Origin of the sequence: Aliiglaciecola lipolytica, from assembly GCF_018860635.1 — a bacterium.
GTDB classification, from domain to species: Bacteria; Pseudomonadota; Gammaproteobacteria; order Enterobacterales; family Alteromonadaceae; genus Aliiglaciecola; species Aliiglaciecola lipolytica_A.
Map to the genome: position 1 here is coordinate 225,032 of NZ_JAHKPT010000035.1, position 18,781 is coordinate 243,812.

The following is an 18,781-nucleotide window of genomic DNA, read 5'->3' on the forward strand; positions in this document are numbered from 1 at the left end:
CTCTATTGCTGTGATTAATGAATGAAAGGGGAATTAACCGCCCCAACCACCTTTGGAGCTGCTCTTACTGCCCCAATTTGATTTAGCCCGCACAGAACTACCAAATCCACCTCGTTTTATTGTTCGCGTGACGGCCGGTTTAGGCTTAAATGCGTCGGGTCTGACTTTGTAGTTACGTTTACGCAAGTCGCCATAATCGTATCCACCGGCACCAATCCATCGATAACGATATGAAGAGTAAGGTGAATAGGAGGTAAACATAGGTTGATATTGATAACGATTAGGTGAGAGCAGGTTACTCAACATATAACCTGCCATAAACGGCATAAAAAAGGACCCCGAACTGCGTTCTATCCGTTGACATTGATTCGGGCCAAATTCGCCTTCGCAATCTTGTTCGGTGTTATATTTAGGGCCTGTGCGCTCAGCTTCCGCCAGCGCTTCTTGATAGGCTGTTTGACAAATTTGCGCTTGTTCAGGGTTATCATTCGCACAATCTTGGGCATCTTTGTATATTGTTGCTTCTTGACGGCTATCCGTACAAGCGGCTAAAAAAACAGAGGCTACGCCAATCGCCAAAGGCTTGACTGAAAAATGCTTACGCATTCTGCTCAAATTAATATGTTCACTGCGTTTACGTGTCATGCTCGTGTCTCCTAATAGGTCATACAAGCCGCATTGAGTAAACCAACACCAATTGACATTGAGGCTAACATTACTCCAGCAGACACTTCTTGATTATCAATTCGTTCAGCAATTGCGGGCATAAAAGTGAAACGCAACAAAAGAAAAGCTAAAACTTGTGCCACTAGAGCGATGACACCCCAAATAGCGAAATCAAATTGCGATGCCGAGTTGGTAACAGCGCCAGAAAGGGCAATACTAAAGCCGACTATAGCGCCACCAAAACCGATAGCGGCAGCGGTGTTTTTTTCTTCCTTTACCAGTTTCCATTCATCGTGGGGGGTTACCCATGCGTACACAATTTTAAATAGAAATAGAAGCACTATTGAGACCACGAAATAAATTGTAAAGTTACCCAATCCGGCTATTGATTCCAATAAAATGTCCATCGATTTTTCCTTTTCTATATAAATTTAGATTTGCTAACCGTTTATTTTTATATCGGCAGGCAAGACATCGAACCCAGTGCTGATAACTAGGCAGCGATCATGGTTATTATCTACAATTTTTTCTTCTGCACAAACCAACAAAGTTTCGTAGCTTTCGTTGCCGATTTGCCGTTCGTATAACATCACAAATTGATCCGTTTGACTTGTATCACCATCAAGCTCGAAGGTTTTTTCAGTCATTGCCACGGGGGGAGACTCATCTCCTACGGCGTTCCATACTCGACTATAAGTGTTGTTTTCGATTTGGTAATGGGGCTGAGAAATCTGACGTTCAATCAAATCTCTCCATTGGTTATCAGTACCAACGGTTTGTGTTTCATAAAAGTACCATAACTTCACATCGGTAATGTGATTTTCTGTGTCACCACCGTCTAAAACAACCTGTAAAAAAGCGTCATCGTCAGTGTAATATCGTAATATCTTGCCACCGGTATCTAAGTGAGCTTCGCCGACAGCCTGAATTAAATGCTGTCTAGCCGCACCTTCAATGACTAATTCAGGTTCGATAAGTTTGAGTTTTAAGTCGTCAAGTTCAAAAGAGCCACCTAAATATAAGCCCATAATTTCGGGCGCTTTTATGTCAGAATTATCACTCTTTTTAGTAAACCATTTTGAAAACATGATTTCTCCGTAGAATCTAAACTGCTGTTTTTATTCAGTAAACAATTGCCAATCAAGGGCTCTGATACGTTGTTCAGCAATATAAAATAATTTGTATTTTGGCAAGATTGCCACATTGAAGTCTGGGTTTAACGTAACTTTGGCGGGAATACTTGGCTCAACGAAACCAATAAAGGTAGCGTTGTATTTTTGTTTAAGGACGACAAATAATTTTTCAACAGACAGGTTCTGAACTGAGTCTGGCACTTCCATCGAAAACTGTGCCTGTCCTTCTTGTACTGTCAACAAGTCGTGTTGCAATAAGCTTGAGCCAGGATCGAATGCTGACTTAGCCAACATTTCAACCGCTACGCTAGGAGTACATTCAACATTAGGGCAGTGGGTTTGCAATAAGTCGACTAAGCTTTCATCTTTAAAGTAAGCCAATAAATGGGCATTTTCATTTCGTTTACTACAATACAAAGACGTTGTCATAGTGACATCATCTTCTTCGTTATCCATGACAATGACCGCCGCCTTGTCTACACAGGCCCGATCCATTTCTTTATCATTATTGAATGAGATAACTTTAATAAATTCGATTTTGTCTGGCATCGGATTGTCTATGTCCGCTTTGACACATAAAACTATTTCTGGCTTATTTTCTGTTTCTGCACGTTCTTTTAGCAACAAATTAAGTAGTTGAATCGTGCGATGACCGTTCCAGCCAATTACCAGAACATGGTTTTCAAGATCTAATGGTTTCAAACCTTTCACTCCTCTTTGCCATTGCATAGAAACCCAAGCTGCGACTCGGCCTAAGACTAAGGCGAAAATACTCAAACCTAAGGGGATAACATAAAAGGAAACAATATATTTACCAGCGCTCGTAACGGGCGACATGTCGCCGTAACCAACAGTCGAACCGGTCACAACTAACCAATATATGAAATCATTAACGTTGAGAAGGGCATCTTCACCAGACACATAAAGTAAAATCCATGTGCTTAGTGCATAAAACAAAAGCGCCAGTACAATAGTGTACCAGCGCATCTCCGAAAAAACTCGAGTGAGTACTTTGCGAACTTTAAGTACTAATAACATTTAGAAACTGACCAATTTATTGGCCTAAAATGCGTTTAAGTTCGTCATCGGCAGAGCTTTTCCCGCCCTGAATTCCAGCTTCCGCTAAGCGTTTTTCTAAGTCCGTAGTCGAATCACTTGAGGCAAGCTCTTCAGCCGCTTCTAGTTCAGCACTACGTAACTTCTGCTTATCTTGTATACGACTTAACGATTCAGTAGCGGTTTTCATTTTACTGTTTGCACCCATGTGTCTGGAGGAAACCGCAACTTGTGCTTTTTGAACTGACTCAGTAGCCTTAACCATGTCAACTTGTTGTTCTAAACGCTTCAGGTTGTCTTTGGCCTGATTAATGTTTGTGGCAAGTTGTTTTTCTGATTGCGTAAATTGATCAAGAAACTCTTGCTCTGTTTCCATCTCTGCAGTTAAATCCGCTACTTTTTGAGCACAATCTAACGCCAGTTGACGATCCGATTCTACCGCTTTGCGGGCATGCTCTTCATATTGTCCGATTGATACTTTCAGGCTATCAACCTTTTGTTTTGCCAATTTACATTTTGCTAGAATTTGCGTGCGAGCATGATCTGATTTACGCAATTCTTCTTTTGCATCACGAATTTCTTGTTCAAGAATTCGAATGGCCTGACTGTCTACAACGGATTGAGCAGCTTCAGTTGCGCCACCTTTAACAGCTGTAATTAACTTTCTCCAAACCGACATAATCTTCTCCAAAATACCTAAATGTTTAGTGCAAATGTTCTTGATAAGCGTCTAAAAATGCAGCCACATTGTGGAATAAGGCATCTAATTCAATTTGAATGCTCTCTGCTTTAGATTGTGAACTTAATGCACCAAATGCAGTGTAATAGTCTTGCTCAGCAACTTGGGATATTCCAATCGTTGTTAATGGAAACAACATATGTGTTTTTAATATTTCTTCGTTCAAAGCTGCTTTATCTTTGACTTCTGAACTTGAAAATAGAATGGATTCGATAATGATCTGCTCTCCACTGAGCGCCAACCATGCGTCTAAACCATCACCATTTCCGATCAATAAACAATTGTCTTCCCGGGTGACAACAATGTTGTCGTTTTTTGATAAAAGGGTCTCAAGTTGATCAAGGTCCCAAGTCATATGCCTACTCTCCTGTCAGTGTAATGACTATAGTATGTTACCTTTGTAAACGAAAAAACATGATCAGTTCAAAATGAATTGTAAGTTTTTTCGCAACGGGTCGGATTGTACTGATAAATGATTTTTAAAGTCAAACTTTATTTTACTTATTTGGTTGGTATAATTTATTTTTGTAAATTATAATTCACAAATTGGTTTATTTGATTGGGTGGAACGTGACAGGAAAACAACATAACGCAAACTGGCGACAAGTAGTGCAACGTATCATTAAGGCTGAAATGTCTAAGCGCGGAGTCAAATACCAAGATCTCAGTGACAGATTAAATACTATTGGTATTACGCAAAGTGCTGATAATTTGCGCAATAAAGTGAACAAAGGAATTTTGGGTGCTGATTTACTTTTACAAATAATGTACGTTTTAAAAATGCGTAGAATTGAGCGAGAAGATATCATTGAGTTATTTGCAGATATGCAAATTTCATTGGATGAAGATGAATTTTGAAAAACACACAAAAAAAAGCCCAGCTAGGGCTGCTGAGCAAAAAACTATGTTTGGGAGAAACATCGAAATCTTTAAGGTGATTATAATTTATACTATGACGGCTATAACTCAAGGGAAGCAGGGTATAGAGAAAGCGTTGCAGGTATATTTTTTAATACGTAAAATAATTAATATTAACTTACAGTTGGGCTAACCAAACTTCATGAAACTATCTGATTTCCATTTTGATTTACCTGAGCGGCTAATCGCTCGATACCCTACAGAACAAAGAACCGCCAGTAAATTACTGTGTTTAGATGGTAAGAATGGAGGTTTAAAACATACTCATTTTTCTACTTTCATCGATTTTATAGATGAAGGTGATTTACTTATTTTTAATAATACCCGAGTGATCCCCGCGCGTTTGTTAGGGAAAAAGTCAACCGGCGGAAAAGTAGAAGTGTTGGTTGAGCGAATTATCGATGAAAATACGGTTTTAGCCCATGTTAAATCTAGTAAATCACCAAAACCGGGAGCGCTTCTAATATTAGAAGAACATATTCAAATGGAAATGGTGACTCGTCATGATCAATTATTCGAATTAAACGTTGTAAATGATGAACCTGTGCTCAGTTTACTGGAAAAGTTTGGGCATATGCCGCTTCCACCTTATATCGATCGACCCGATGAAGATTCAGATAAAGAACGTTATCAGACCGTTTACTCTGAAAAACCTGGTGCCGTTGCTGCGCCTACGGCAGGCCTGCACTTTGATGAAGCAACTATCGAGGCGCTAAAACAAAAAGGTGTAAATACTGCTTTTGTTACGCTGCACGTAGGGGCGGGTACCTTTCAACCAGTGCGCGTCGATAATATTCAAGATCATCATATGCATTCTGAATATGCAGAAGTCGCTCAAGATGTTGTCGATGCAATTAACGAAACTAAATCAAAAGGCAAACGTGTTATTGCCGTGGGAACTACATCTGTTCGTTCATTGGAGTCTGCCGCTGCCGCAACCATTAAAAAAGGTAAACCATTAACAGCCTTTTTTGAAGATACCGATATCTTTATTTATCCCGGTTATCAATTCGAAATAGTGGATGCCATGTTGACCAACTTCCATTTACCAGAGTCAACCTTAATTATGTTGATTAGTGCTTTTGCTGGTAGAGAAAACGTGATGAATGCTTATCAGCAAGCAATTACTAACGAATATCGGTTTTTTAGTTACGGTGATGCTATGTTTATCGAAAAATCTTAGCTGTTACTGTTGAAATTTGAGATATAAATCCTTCCTTTTCGCTTATTAATGTAACTTTCAAGCTGAAATCTCCCTTAGATGATTTCAGCTTGCTCATTATTCCTTTATAATCCCCGCTGTTTTTCAGCACTGGACTGTTTTCCGGTATGCAGAAATTTTAAAAGGTTAAAAATGAAATTTGAATTAGATACAACCGATGGTAAAGCTCGCCGCGGTAGATTAGTGTTTGACCGAGGCATTGTTGAGACGCCTGCATTTATGCCCGTGGGCACCTATGGCACGGTTAAAGGCATGACACCGGAAGAGCTAGAAGAAACCGGTGCACATATTTGTCTAGGTAATACCTTTCATTTGATGTTACGTCCTGGTACTGAAATCATGAAGCAACATGGTGATTTACATGACTTTATGCATTGGGATAAGCCGATTCTGACTGACAGTGGCGGCTTTCAAGTATTTAGTTTGGGAGATTTACGTAAAATCACTGAAGAAGGTGTGACTTTTAGATCACCAATTAATGGCGAAAAAATTCTCCTGACTCCTGAAAAATCCATGGAAGTACAACGGGATTTGGGGTCCGATATCGTTATGATTTTTGACGAATGTACCCCTTATCCAGCCACTGAGCCTGAAGCTCGACGTTCAATGGAATTGTCCTTACGCTGGGCTAAACGCAGCAAACAGGCCCATGAAGGTAACCCGTCGGCATTATTTGGTATTATTCAAGGCGGTATGTACGAAGGTCTGCGGGATCAATCTTTGAAAGGTCTTGAAGATATCGGTTTCGATGGTTATGCCATCGGCGGATTATCTGTTGGCGAGCCGAAAGAGGATATGATTCGTGTTTTGGATCATACCGCAGATAAAATACCTGCTGAAAAGCCACGTTATTTAATGGGTGTAGGGCGACCAGAAGACATTGTTGAAGCCGTACGACGTGGAATTGACATGTTCGATTGTGTTATGCCTACACGTAACGCGCGCAATGGTCATTTATTTGTTACCGATGGTGTCATTAAGATACGTAACGCGAAACATAAAACAGATACAGGGCCTTTAGATGAGAAATGTGACTGTTATACTTGTAAAAATTATTCACGGTCATATTTACATCATTTGGACAAATGTAATGAGATACTCGGTGCAAGATTAAACACCATTCATAACTTGCGTTACTATCAAAGAGTTATGCAAGGTTTACGTGATGCCATTGCTGAACAAAAACTTGATCAGTTTGTTGAACAATTTTATGCACAAAAAGACATGCCGGTACCGGCTTTATAACTAAAAATATATGAGGAATTTATGAGTTTTTTTATTTCTAATGCTTATGCACAAGACGCTGGCGCACAAGGCGGTGGCTTTGAAATGCTTATTTTATTGGGTGTTTTCGGATTAATCTTCTATTTCATGCTGTATCGTCCACAGGCGAAACGGGTTAAAGAACATAAAAACCTAGTTGCCTCTATTGGTAAAGGTGACGAAGTCCTTACTCAAGGCGGTATGGTTGGCAAAGTTTCAAAAGTTTCTGAAGAAAAGGACTTTATTGAGATTTCGTTAAATGACAGTACAAATATCGTGATTCAAAAAGGCGCAGTTACAGCTGTGCTGCCTAAAGGTACAATGAAATCAATCTAACTAAATTGAAAACGGCAAACGGTAGTTTGCCTTTTTCGTTTAAGTAGGAAAGGAATAGCAAGTGTTAAATAAAACTCCCCTGTGGAAGTACATTTTAGTGTTGATGGTCGTTGCCGTTTGCGCGTTATACGCTTCCCCTAATCTTTATGGTGAAGATTATGCAGTGCAGATATCTGCTGGTCGTGACGCAGTTCTAGATTTGTCTCTGGTAGATAAAGTCAATCAAGACTTGGCCGATGCCGGTATCGAAAAAAAGTCGATTGTACTTGAAAATGAGCAAATATTGGTTCGTCTTTACGATGACAGTGCACAAAGATTAGCTAATGAAACCCTCGCCGAATCACTAGGCAAAGACTACACAGTAGCGATGAATTTAGCCCCTGATACTCCTGATTGGTTGGACAGCTTAGGCGGTACACCAATGAAATTAGGTCTGGATTTACGTGGTGGTGTTCACTTTTTGATGGAAGTGGATATGAACTCTGTAATCACCAAGTCTTTGACAGACATGGAAGGGGATTTTAAAACCTCTTTACGTGAAGAGAAGATTCGTTATTCACGAGTGAGTATTGTCGATGAATCTGTTCATGTGCGTTTTCGTGATCAAGAAACATTAGAAAAAGCCGAATTTTTCCTCAGAAATCGCAATCGTGATATTACTGTTGTTGATCAAGGTGATTTGATTTTAGTGGCCAAAATGTCAGAGCAGAAACTGTCTGAGATTCGGGATTATGCAGTAAAACAAAATATCACCATAATGCGCAACAGGGTAAACCAACTTGGTGTTGCTGAACCGGTTATTCAGCGCCAAGGTGCAGATCGCATTGTTGTTCAATTACCCGGTATTCAAGATACGGCTCGGGCAAAAGAAATATTAAATGCCACAGCTACCCTAGAATTTAAAATGCTAGATCAAGAACATGACATTCGTGATGCTTTAAATGGTCGTATTCCTCCAGGTTCTGAAATTGTAGAAGACCAACAAGGTGTTCCACAATTACTACTTAAAAAAGTGATGTTAGAAGGTAGCCATATCATTGATGCGAATGCTGGTGTCGATGAATACGGTATGCCAAAAGTATCCATTTCTTTAGATTCTGCTGGTGGCAGTAAAATGTCTTTGGCGACTAAAGGTAATATTGGTAAGCCAATGGCAACCGTATTTATTGAATATCAAGCAACTGGCGAGAAAAATGAGAAAGGCAAACTAATATTTGTTCCTGAGAGAGAAGTCGTCAGTGTTGCTACTATTCGCGCTCAATTAGGCAGTCGCTTTGAAATTACCGGCCTAGACTCACCCAAAGAAGCTCGTGACTTGTCATTGCTTTTACGGGCGGGGGCTTTGATAGCACCTATCTCCATCGTCGAAGAACGCACAGTAGGTCCAAGTTTAGGACAAGAAAATATCAATCTAGGCATGCAAGCCATCCTTTGGGGCTTTAGTTTAGTACTGTCATTCATGCTGTTTTACTACCGCGCGTTTGGTTTGGTTGCAAATGTTGCACTAGCAGCGAACTTAGTGATGATTGTTGGTGTGATGTCAATGATACCTGGGGCAACTTTGACTCTACCAGGAATGGCTGGAATTGTATTAACAGTTGGTATGGCTGTAGATGCTAATGTCTTGATCTTTGAAAGGATACGGGAAGAAATGCGCGAGGGCAGAAGTCCTCAACAAGCCATTCATCATGGTTATGACAGCGCATTTTCAACTATCTTGGATGCGAATATAACCACCTTCATTGCTGCTATCATCTTATTCGCAGTAGGTACTGGTCCAATTAAAGGCTTCTCTATCACGTTAATGATAGGTATAGCTACTTCGATGTTTACAGCCATTATTCTAACCCGTGTGATAGTGAACGGTGTTTGGGGTGGTAGACGTCTTCAGAAATTGTCGATTTAGGAGCGGGACATGCGATTTTTTAAATTAAAAGAAAGTATTGATTTTATGTCAATGCGCATTCCCGCCATGATTATATCGGGAATACTCATTATTGGTTCATTAGTATCTTTAGGGGTTAATCAGCTTAATTGGGGATTAGATTTCACCGGCGGTACATTGATTGAAGTAGGCTACGATAAACCTGCAGAATTAAACCAAATTCGACAGCAACTCGAAGCTGCAGATTTTGGTGACGCCATTGTGCAAAACTTTGGTAGTAGTGAAGATGTGTTAATCCGTCTAGCTCCTCGTGAAGGTGTAAAAGCTGAAGAAGTGGGCGATCAGGTTCTTAGCACTTTACGTGCAGGCGGTGATAACGTTGACATGCGCCGGATTGAGTTTGTTGGGCCAAATGTGGGTGAAGAACTGACAGAGCAGGGCGGTCTTGCAATGTTAGTCGCGTTGATCTGTATTCTGATTTACGTGGCTATGCGATTTGAGTGGCGATTTGCATTGGGTTCAGTTATCGCTTTGGCCCACGATGTCATTTTAACCTTGGGTTTATTCTCGGTATTGCAGCTTGAATTTGACCTAACGGTTATGGCTGCGGTATTGGCGGTTATCGGTTATTCATTGAACGATACTATTGTTGTTTCGGATCGTATCCGTGAAAACTTCCGTAAAATTCGTAAAGGGGAGCCGATCGATATCATTAATACATCTTTGACGCAGACCCTTAACCGCACAATTATTACTTCATTAACCACTATTTTAGTATTAATGGCGTTATTTTATAAAGGTGGGGCATTGATACATGGTTTTGCAACGGCGTTATTGTTTGGTGTGATAATCGGTACTTATTCTTCAATTTATGTGGCAAGTCTGGTGGCATTAATGCTGGGAATAAGTCGCGAAGATTTAATGCCTACAGTAGTAGAAAAAGAAGGTGCGGATCTAGACCCTCTTCCTTAGTCTTTTACTGTTTCGAAAGCCGGGTTTATCCCGGCTTTTTTATGCCTCAAATTTAGCTGCCAGCGTCGCGATTATTTCCATACATGTAAAGGTAAGGTATTCAGTCTTTAAACGATAGATGAAGGGGGAATATCTACTCAGTTACATGGCTGAACGCGGCTGGGGGTATGTGAGGTTTAATAAACTCAAGGCATTAAAAAAGGAAGCTAAGCGCTTCCTTTTCACATAGATAAAAGACCAAACTATAACAATCTTTTAGTCAATACAGCGGCAACTATTTCAAATGTCTTACCAATGACTGAACAACACGAGGGTTACCCGCGACTATTTCGCCTTTATCAAGGGGATCGTTTCCGCCTTTATAATCGGTAACTAATCCACCAGATTCACGCACTAAGAGTTCACCCGCGGCAACATCCCAAGGTTTGATACCACGCTCCCAGTAACCATCGTAACGGCCGGCAGCAACATACGCTAAATCCAATGCGGCAGAACCACAACGGCGCACATCACCACACTGTTTAAAAATATTTGAAAAACGCTGAATGGCATCGTCTGAAGTTTCTTTCGCTTTAAAAGGGAAAGCCGTCGCTAGTACAGTATTGTTTAAGTCTTTTGCTTTTCCGGTACGAATTCTGAAACCATTTAATTGTGCTCCGGCCCCTTTACTTGCAGTAAAAAGTTCACCGCGAATTGGATCAAATACCACTGCCTGATCGATTCGGCCTTTGTGCATGAGTGCTATTGAAACGGCAAAGTGAGGAATGCCTTTGATAAAATTAGTGGTACCGTCGAGTGGGTCAATGATCCATTTAAATTCGTCACTGCCTTCAACTATGCCGCCTTCTTCACCTAGAAATGAGTGATCTGGGAAAGATTGCTGAATTTTTTCAATAATGACTTTTTCGGCTTCTTTGTCGATTTTGGTGACAAAGTCGTTCTCACCTTTTTTTTCTAACAACAAATCATTACGATTTTCAAAACCACGAGTTATCACATTTCCAGCAGCGCGAGCAGCGCGCACCGCAATATTCAGCATAGGATGCATAAGTTACCACCAATTTTTAAAAGAACGGACGAGCAGTCTTGAACAATTATCGCTTTCAAAACCGCACAAAATTTCGCCGCGCAGTCTACCAGTTTTACCTGCAGATGCAATCAAATTCTAGTATTAGTGTCGGCTAGGCCTTTAACAAATCTTCGATTTTGTCGGAATTTACCTTGTGATAAGCCGGCATCTGTTGGTTATCAAAAATCTGTTGCTGGCTAAAGTTATGTCGAATCATCACTTCGTCGGTGACATCGATCAAATCACCTACGCCAATAATATTCCAAAGTTGTTCTTCGAGTATTTTGGCACGATGTATTGCGTAAATACCTACGTAACTAATTTCTGCTTGCAATCGTTCAATATCAGGCCGTCCTGCTCTGGCTAAAAATACTTTAACCGCTATAAATTGGCCCGATTCGCGTGCTTGATTAATGAAGTTTTTGCGTTCTTTATCACCATGAAACTGATCTGAAAAACGGCTCTTAATTGCCTCATTGATGAATTCACGGCTTGGGTCGAAGGCAACAAATATTTCTCGCATTACAGGTTTGTTATTTGTTTTGATCTTTTTCAAGGTGTACTGAATAAAGTCGAGTTCAACGCCGTAAGTTGAATATAAAAAATGCATATTGTATTGGCCGCTTTCAGCATCAAAAGCCAATAGATTATTTAACCGACTATTCGGATTGCTAGTAACTATCGCATCAGGTAGAAAATCAATCCCTTCTTTACGGATAAAAAAGGCGGTATTGAGCACATTCTTAGCAAACAGATTGCGCAATGCTGAGCCCATCCCTGGAATTTCCTCTTCTTCACTATGGGCCTTTAATTTGCCTCGGTTATTGCGTATCAGCTCGTCAAAAAAGCGTTGTGCCGTCTTGTTAACCGAATCTACTACAGCTTGTAAATGCAGTACGTTTCGATCGTATGAAATGCCTTTCACTTTGTAAGGTAAGTTGGCAAGGTTAAATTTTTTGGTGACATTTTGTAGTAGCGGGAAACTGAGTTTCACGAGAGCGTTTTCTTCGCCATGGAAAAAGTCATTCAACTCAACGCGCATTCCTCGTGTAGACACATCTTCACTGCTTCCTTCGATGGTCATGTCACCAAAATTTAATTGCACTTTTGTGCGCAGTTGATAGCGAGTTTCTTTGCGTTGGTTATGGTATTTAAATCGAAACATTTGCACCGCTGGTGGCAGTTTGTTTCGAGGATGCCCAAATACTTTAAGCTGTGATATTTCGCCACGGCGAATGGGGATTTTTTCGTAATTTTGGGTGCCCACTTCATCGGTTATATCTGTTAATAGGGCGATATGTCTGACATTTTTAAGGCGCGACATTAATCTTGGTGCCGGTGGATGATTTTGACGCTTCACAGCACTACTGACAGTGTCGGGCAAAGACAGTGGCATGTGTACCTGATTTAAATCTAGGTTTGTAATTTGTAATTTGAAAACCCGCCAACTGGCTTTTCTGCCGCCATAACCAAGGAAAACCTTCATTAAATCAGGACGCTCAAACAATTCTTCTTGGGTGGCTGAATAAAAGTAAACTTTGTCATCTTTAACGTGATTAAAAGAATACACAATGGTTTCCTGAAAGTGCTCAGGCAAGGTTAACAGCCGTGCAATACGTTGATGTCCTAAAACGTAACCTAAACGCAGCTCAAATAACTCATCGCTCCAGTAATATAATGGGTCTTTATTACTGTCATTAATTAATGCGTATTTGGGAACATAGATATTGTTTATTTTTTCGATATAAATCGGCACAGAGGTGACATTGGGAATGAAATACTGCTCGTAGGTTTTTAAATGTATCGCCGTGAGCGTGTTGTCCATATTAACTTTATAGCGACGTTTATTGCCATGGATAAACTTTTCAAAAAAATCTTTAAAGGAATGGGGAGCATGCTCATCATTCTTCTGTAATGAAATACGTTGTTCGCGCTGACTGTTTTCTACATCGACTATGTTGTAACCAACCCCAACCTTGCGATCAATAGTGTATTCGCCTTCCAAGCCTCTGAATTGGACTGTTATACGTTCGCCAACTTTGAACAGATGTTCGTTGGCTACTTTCACTTTTAAACCACTCACTGAAACGTCAATGGTAGTCGCTTGGATGCTCTTATTCAGCTCGGTAAACAACTCAATATTCACCGCAAAATTCATCCGCTCTTCACTGCGTTTTGCATATTCACCAAAGCGCAGAACTTCAGCATGGTGGGGTTTTCGTTCTTCTACTACGACCCCTTCTTTCTCAGCTTCTTCTCTTTGCTTTTGATAAATAACTCGATAACTGTTTTCGGTATTTTTGACCGCCTCATAAACGCCCATGGTATACTCACCAAAAAGCCGTACCTGCTTTTCGAACACATCAATGGCAGTATCATCTAGAAAGTGGGTTTTATCTTGATAGGTAAATTCTCGACAGTCACCGGCCACTTGTCCTCTGAGATCGATAAGCCGCAGGCAGGGGCGGGATAGGCGCTTTAATTCCATTTTAATTAAAAAACGTTTTTGTTTGGGGATGCCTGAAGCCACCTGCGATAGAACCTGATTAAATTCAGGTTCATTTATCATTGGTTTTAACTGTTCTATAATGTCGTGGTACTTTTCTAAATCTTGACTCATGCCAATCAAATGTTCGCTATGGTTAAGGCGTCGTTATGATATTCTTTTATCGGCAACGAATAAATAACCTTTGATCCCAACTTACCGGTTTAGTTGATTTACTCAACTAGCCCTAATTTAATGTAGTTCAACAACTTATGGCTAAACGTAAAATTGCTTTTGTATGTACCGATTGTGGAGCAGAGTTCCCTCGCTGGCAAGGACAATGTAACGATTGTCAGGCATGGAACACTATTTCTGAAGTGGTTCTCAGTTCTGACAAACATTCACCAGAACGAAATTTAAAAGGTTATGCAGGGCAAACTCATGCCAAGGTCGAAACCTTAGATAAAATAGACTTACAAGCGCTGCCGCGCTTTAGTGCCGGTTTTAAAGAGCTAGACCGAGTACTCGGAGGCGGTGTTGTGCCTGGTGCAGCAATGCTTATTGGTGGTTCTCCTGGAGCGGGTAAAAGTACCTTATTATTGCAAGTTATGTGTCACTTGGCTCAAGGACGGAATACGCTTTATGTGACCGGCGAAGAATCGTTGCAACAAGTTGCGATGCGCGCTCAACGTTTAGGATTACCTACTGCGAAATTAAAAGTGCTAGCCGAAACCAATGTCGAAACGATTTGTGAATTAGCATTAGTACATAAACCAGACATCATGGTGATTGACTCTATACAGGTTATGCATGTGAGTGATATTCAATCTGCACCGGGCAGTGTTTCTCAGGTGCGCGAAAGTGCAGCTTTTCTCACACGTTTTGCTAAACAACATCACATTGCCATGTTTTTAGTGGGGCATGTAACCAAAGAAGGCAATTTGGCAGGCCCTAAGGTATTGGAACACTGTATTGACTGTTCAATGATGCTCGAAGGCGAAAGTGATAGCCGATACCGAACATTACGAGGTAATAAAAATCGTTTTGGCGCAGTGAATGAGTTGGGTGTGTTCGCGATGACCGATAAGGGATTGAAAGAAGTAAGCAATCCATCCGCCATCTTCTTGAGTCGCGAAGAGCAACAATCACCAGGCAGCATCGTAATGGTGGTTTGGGAAGGAACCCGTCCTTTGTTGGTGGAGATTCAGGCGTTGGTCGATTATTCTCAAATGGCAAATCCTAAACGTATCGCGGTGGGCACTGAAGCTAATCGTTTGGCTATGTTACTTGCGGTTTTACATCGACACGGCAACGTGCAAATGAATGATCAAGATGTGTTTGTCAATGTCGTCGGAGGGGTGCGTATAGCCGAAACCAGTGTCGATTTAGCCCTGTTGTTGGCAATGATATCCAGTTTTAGGAATCATACTCTATCGCGAGAGCTTATTGCGTTTGGTGAGGTGGGGTTAGCGGGCGAAATACGTCCGGTACCAAATGGAACTGAACGTATTCAAGAGGCTGCCAAACATGGCTTTAAGCGAGCAATCGTACCTAAAGGAAACAAACCTAAACAGGTGATTCCGGGCATTGAAGTCGTAGCGGTTTCGCGATTATCTGAAGCATTAGAGGCGTTATAGTGGAGTCTATGCAGGTCTACTCAATAATGAATTGATCACGGCCTGCATCTTTCGCTGCATATAATTTTTGATCTGCTTTTTGGATAAGTTCATTCGGGGTTAGATCCTGAGGAGAAATACAGATACCGCCTGCACTGATTGTTATCCGACTAAAACTCGATAGCTTATGTGGTAAATTCAAGTTTCGAACAGCGTTAAGCATGCTATCGGCAATATATTGTACGCCGCTCAAATCAGTATGAGGCAGCACTATCGCAAATTCCTCGCCTCCGTATCTGGCTAGACAGTCTGTGGGACGTTTTAAAACTTTACCCAATGCATCTGCTACTGCCCGTAAACAATAATCTCCCTTGATATGACCGTAAGTGTCGTTATAAAGCTTAAAATTATCGATATCGATTAGGATTAATCCAATATGATGTTTCATTCGCGTGCACAACTTCATCTGATTGCCCAAAAAGCCATCAAAATAATGTCGATTTTGCACCTCTGTTAATCCATCGACAGTAGCCAATCGCGTAAGTTTATCCGCCATTAATTTAGCGGCTAAATGTGAATTGACTCTATGCCGCAGTGTGGTCACAGAAAAAGGTTTGGTTATAAAGTCGGTGCATCCCGCTTCCCAGCATTCATCTTCTGCTTCTGGCGAGTTGTGGGAGCTAACAAAAATGATCGGAATCTCTTGTGTACTTTCGTTTTCTTTTAGCTTTCTACACGCAGTCAAACCGTCCATAACGGGCATGTTGATATCCATCAATATGATGTCAGGTAGTCTATGGCTGCAAAAGTCTAAAGCTTCTTGCCCAGAGGCTGCATGATGGGTTATAAAATTATCTGAAAGCGCTTTAGCTGCAATTAATGCACTAATTGGTTCATCTTCCACTATCAGAATCAAAACTTTGTCTTTTTCAAATAATTTGTCAACTACTTTGAAGATAACTCAAACTCCTGTCTTAAGCTTTTCAACAAAACACTTATATAAAGTTCGTTTTTGAGCTGGGTATGTTAAGTACACAAGAGTGTACATAAAATTTATACTAATGTTTATTATACTTAGGATTAAGAAACCAAAGAAGTTATGTCTCTTTGCAGCAGTGAAGCATCACCTAAATTTAGTTCAACTAACCTGCGTAAATCTGAAATGCTGTCAATGTCCATACATTTAATATGAAAGCCTAAACAATGATTTGCACAATGCACGATTTCACCAAACATTTTAATTACTTGGTTAGTTCCTTCGATCTCTATATTGAGTTCAAATTCTTGCTCTAGGTCAGCCTCAAATTCATCGGGATATCCAATAAGTGCGCCATTTAAAGAAATATCAATAATGCTAGTTTGCCAATGACGATTTTGTTGGAACAAAATGGCTGGCGCTGAAAAATCAACGCGGTTAAATTGACGTTTTTCCATAGTAAGTCCCAAAGTTGCCATCAATGGCCATAGTTAAGCATAAAAAGCGTGTGAATGCGCCCAAGATTTTACCCGGACACATCTTTCACACACTGATATTCGCGCGTCTCACTGGCTATTTACTGATTTTTTTGTATTTAAGTCTGTGGGGTTCTACCACATCTTCTCCAAGGGTTTCTTTTAACCAAGCTTCGTAATCGGTGTAATTACCTTCATAGAAGTTGATTTTTCCCTCATCACGGTAATCCATAATGTGAGTGGCCACTCTGTCTAGAAACCAACGGTCATGGGAAATAACCATAGCACAACCAGGGAATTCCAAAATTGCATTTTCCAAGGCTCTCAAGGTTTCAACATCTAGGTCGTTGGTTGGTTCATCTAACAGAAGTACGTTGCCACCTGCTTTAAGCAATTTCGCTAAATGAACTCGATTACGTTCACCACCAGAGAGATCTTTAATAAATTTCTGTTGGTCAGTACCTTTAAAGTTAAAACGACTACAATATGCTCGACTGTTTAGTTCGAAATTACCAATTCGGATAATATCCGAGTCATCGGATATCTCTTTGTAAACGGTGTTTTTCTCGTTCATATGATCGCGAAACTGTTCGACACTTGCCAGTTGCACTGTATCGCCTAAAACGATTTCTCCCGAATCCGGTTGCTCTTGTCCGGTGAGCATACGAAACAGGGTTGATTTACCTGCACCGTTAGGGCCAATAATGCCGACAATCGCGCCTTTTGGCATGCTAAAAGATAAATTATCGATTAACAGTCGATCTCCATAAGACTTAGATAACCCCGTAACTTCAATAACTTTGTCGCCTAGCCGCTCACCGGGCGGAATAAACAACTCATTGGTTTCATTACGCTTCTGGTAATCACCAGTGGTCAATTCGTCAAACCTAGCCATTCTTGCTTTGCTTTTGGCTTGACGGCCTTTGGGGTTTGAACGAACCCACTCTAATTCTTGTTTAATGGATTTTTGACGGGCGCTTTCTGTGCGCTCTTCTTGGGCAAGACGCTGGTCTTTTTGTTCAAGCCAAGAGGAGTAATTACCTTCCCACGGAATACCTTCGCCGCGGTCAAGTTCTAATATCCAACCTGCGACATTATCAAGGAAGTAGCGGTCATGGGTAATCGCCACTACTGTGCCTTCATAGTCGTGTAGGAAACGCTCAAGCCAAGCGACTGATTCAGCATCCAAGTGGTTAGTAGGCTCATCAAGAAGCAGCATGTCAGGCTTTTCTAATAACAACCGACACAGAGCCACTCGTCGTCTTTCACCACCAGACAATTTACTTACATCTGCATCCCAAGGTGGCAGACGAAGTGCATCTGCAGCTCGTTCTAAAGAATTCTCCAGATTATGGCCGTCTTTGGCTTGAATTATTGCTTCTAATTGGCCTTGTTCTTTTGCCAAGGCATCGAAGTCTGCGTTTTCTTCTGCATATTCAGCATAGACTTCATCTAAGCGTTTAATAGCGTGGGCAACGTCTGCAACGGCTTCTTCAATATTACCGCGCACATCTTTACTTTCATCTAATTGGGGTTCTTGGGGGAGGTAGCCAATTTTTAGCTCTGGAGAAGGCCTAGCTTCCCCTTCTATATCTTTGTCAATTCCAGCCATAATGCGCAGTAATGTTGATTTACCTGCGCCGTTTAAACCTAAAACGCCAATTTTAGCGCCCGGGAAAAAACTCAATGAAATGTTTTTAAGTATGTGTCTATTGGGTGGGACAATCTTGCCCACTCTGTGCATGCTATATACGTATTGTGCCATAGTACCGATTTAATAAAGGGTAAAACATTAGTGTAATCCAGACCGAGCCACAGTCCAATGCTGATGTGATATTTTTTGCCACAGATTACGGTATTTGCTGATAAGTACTAGTTAGTTGAATCGTTTTCGTGTTTAAAACTATCGCTTTGCCCCTTGTATTTTTATTTACCTTCTGCAGAATAAATTTAACGGAAATGAAATTAG

The 18,781-nt window shown here is 40.8% G+C and carries 18 protein-coding genes; 7 read left to right on the top strand and 11 right to left on the bottom strand.

Annotated features, from left to right (window positions below; all coding sequences use genetic code 11):
* Positions 1–33: 33 nt before the first annotated feature.
* From KO530_RS18885 to KO530_RS18910, 6 genes are read right to left on the bottom strand one after another with little or no spacing between them, the layout of a single operon-like run.
* Positions 34–645: a DUF1190 family protein gene (locus tag KO530_RS18885; RefSeq protein ID WP_216050015.1), complete on the bottom strand. Its 612-nt coding sequence runs from the start codon at positions 643–645 to the stop codon at positions 34–36.
* 11 nt (positions 646–656) lie between these two features.
* Positions 657–1,073, bottom strand: a complete 417-nt coding sequence (locus KO530_RS18890) for a DUF350 domain-containing protein (protein ID WP_216050016.1) — start codon at positions 1,071–1,073, stop codon at positions 657–659.
* 33 nt (positions 1,074–1,106) lie between these two features.
* Positions 1,107–1,754, bottom strand: coding sequence for a YjfK family protein (locus KO530_RS18895; RefSeq protein ID WP_216050017.1), 648 nt, complete (start codon positions 1,752–1,754; stop codon positions 1,107–1,109).
* Positions 1,755–1,784: 30 nt separating this feature from the next.
* Positions 1,785–2,837, bottom strand: a complete 1,053-nt coding sequence (locus KO530_RS18900; RefSeq protein ID WP_216050018.1) for a potassium channel family protein — start codon at positions 2,835–2,837, stop codon at positions 1,785–1,787.
* Between the two features lie 16 nt (positions 2,838–2,853).
* Positions 2,854–3,534: a PspA/IM30 family protein gene (locus tag KO530_RS18905; RefSeq protein WP_216050019.1), complete on the bottom strand. Its 681-nt coding sequence runs from the start codon at positions 3,532–3,534 to the stop codon at positions 2,854–2,856.
* Between the two features lie 25 nt (positions 3,535–3,559).
* On the bottom strand, positions 3,560–3,949 hold the full coding sequence (locus KO530_RS18910) for a DUF2170 family protein (protein ID WP_216050020.1): 390 nt from the start codon (positions 3,947–3,949) through the stop codon (positions 3,560–3,562).
* Positions 3,950–4,164: 215 nt separating this feature from the next.
* On the opposite strand from KO530_RS18910, the gene KO530_RS18915 reads away from it, so the two are divergent.
* From KO530_RS18915 to secF, 6 genes are all read left to right on the top strand, one after another.
* Positions 4,165–4,452: a DUF6471 domain-containing protein gene (locus tag KO530_RS18915; protein ID WP_216050021.1), complete on the top strand. Its 288-nt coding sequence runs from the start codon at positions 4,165–4,167 to the stop codon at positions 4,450–4,452.
* A gap of 202 nt (positions 4,453–4,654) precedes the next feature.
* Positions 4,655–5,695 carry a tRNA preQ1(34) S-adenosylmethionine ribosyltransferase-isomerase QueA gene (gene queA / locus KO530_RS18920; protein ID WP_216050022.1) on the top strand — a complete coding sequence of 347 codons (1,041 nt, stop codon included), beginning with the start codon at positions 4,655–4,657 and terminating at the stop codon, positions 5,693–5,695.
* Between the two features lie 171 nt (positions 5,696–5,866).
* A complete protein-coding gene (gene tgt, locus KO530_RS18925) occupies positions 5,867–6,979 on the top strand; it encodes a tRNA guanosine(34) transglycosylase Tgt (RefSeq protein ID WP_216050023.1) in 1,113 nt (370 codons plus the stop codon).
* A 21-nt stretch (positions 6,980–7,000) separates the two neighbouring features.
* Positions 7,001–7,333 (top strand): preprotein translocase subunit YajC, encoded by a 333-nt coding sequence (gene yajC, locus KO530_RS18930; protein ID WP_216050024.1) that lies wholly within the window; start codon positions 7,001–7,003, stop codon positions 7,331–7,333.
* Positions 7,334–7,394: 61 nt separating this feature from the next.
* Positions 7,395–9,239 carry a protein translocase subunit SecD gene (gene secD, locus KO530_RS18935; RefSeq protein ID WP_216050025.1) on the top strand — a complete coding sequence of 615 codons (1,845 nt, stop codon included), beginning with the start codon at positions 7,395–7,397 and terminating at the stop codon, positions 9,237–9,239.
* Positions 9,240–9,248: 9 nt separating this feature from the next.
* Positions 9,249–10,190 carry a protein translocase subunit SecF gene (gene secF / locus KO530_RS18940; protein ID WP_216050026.1) on the top strand — a complete coding sequence of 314 codons (942 nt, stop codon included), beginning with the start codon at positions 9,249–9,251 and terminating at the stop codon, positions 10,188–10,190.
* Positions 10,191–10,464: 274 nt separating this feature from the next.
* Here secF and suhB read toward each other — a convergent pair whose 3' ends face one another.
* Both suhB and KO530_RS18950 read right to left on the bottom strand, forming a co-directional pair.
* Positions 10,465–11,238 carry an inositol-1-monophosphatase gene (suhB, locus tag KO530_RS18945; RefSeq protein ID WP_216050027.1) on the bottom strand — a complete coding sequence of 258 codons (774 nt, stop codon included), beginning with the start codon at positions 11,236–11,238 and terminating at the stop codon, positions 10,465–10,467.
* A gap of 133 nt (positions 11,239–11,371) precedes the next feature.
* Entirely contained in the window at positions 11,372–13,879 is a 2,508-nt protein-coding gene (locus KO530_RS18950; RefSeq protein ID WP_216050028.1) for a PilZ domain-containing protein, read from the bottom strand.
* Between the two features lie 137 nt (positions 13,880–14,016).
* On the opposite strand from KO530_RS18950, the gene radA reads away from it, so the two are divergent.
* Positions 14,017–15,381 (top strand): DNA repair protein RadA, encoded by a 1,365-nt coding sequence (gene radA, locus KO530_RS18955; RefSeq protein ID WP_216050029.1) that lies wholly within the window; start codon positions 14,017–14,019, stop codon positions 15,379–15,381.
* A gap of 16 nt (positions 15,382–15,397) precedes the next feature.
* Here radA and KO530_RS18960 read toward each other — a convergent pair whose 3' ends face one another.
* The 3 genes from KO530_RS18960 to ettA all read right to left on the bottom strand — a co-directional run bounded on the left by KO530_RS18960 (position 15,398) and on the right by ettA (position 18,577).
* Complete coding sequence (locus tag KO530_RS18960; protein ID WP_216050030.1) at positions 15,398–16,276, bottom strand: GGDEF domain-containing response regulator; 879 nt, start codon at positions 16,274–16,276, stop codon at positions 15,398–15,400.
* A 164-nt stretch (positions 16,277–16,440) separates the two neighbouring features.
* Positions 16,441–16,794, bottom strand: a complete 354-nt coding sequence (locus KO530_RS18965) for a PilZ domain-containing protein (protein ID WP_216050031.1) — start codon at positions 16,792–16,794, stop codon at positions 16,441–16,443.
* 115 nt (positions 16,795–16,909) lie between these two features.
* Positions 16,910–18,577 carry an energy-dependent translational throttle protein EttA gene (ettA, locus tag KO530_RS18970; RefSeq protein ID WP_216050032.1) on the bottom strand — a complete coding sequence of 556 codons (1,668 nt, stop codon included), beginning with the start codon at positions 18,575–18,577 and terminating at the stop codon, positions 16,910–16,912.
* Between the last annotated feature and the right edge of the window lie 204 nt (positions 18,578–18,781).